1 protein-coding gene is annotated in these 267 nt (G+C 41.2%); it reads right to left on the reverse strand.

Annotation, left to right across the window (positions count from 1 at the left end; translation table 11 throughout):
- Positions 1–60 precede the first annotated feature (60 nt).
- A partial coding sequence (locus J3492_RS13115; RefSeq protein ID WP_243453267.1) for an IS200/IS605 family accessory protein TnpB-related protein occupies positions 61–267 on the reverse strand: 207 nt, incomplete at its 5' end.

The raw sequence follows: 267 nt of genomic DNA on the forward strand, positions 1-267 counted from the left end.
TGCTCTTATACCAAGACCTTCTCTACCTTTCGGACTGTCTTGGCGAGAGCCGCAATTTGATCAGGTTTGGGTGCTGTACGCTTCATTGACTTCAATATAGTGGCAACCTGCATGCTTGCATTTGTAATCCAGTTGCCGCTTAATTTCAAACCAACCAGCATCATAGACGGACTTGGCCAGTTTGGATGAAGTGAATGAGTTTGATTTGATTTTACCAACAACGATTAAGTTGTTGGCTTTAACAAGCTTTGATGTGAATTTATGAAT

The sequence above is a fragment of the Psychrobacter coccoides genome (assembly GCF_017498085.1).
Lineage (GTDB): Bacteria > Pseudomonadota > Gammaproteobacteria > Pseudomonadales > Moraxellaceae > Psychrobacter > Psychrobacter coccoides.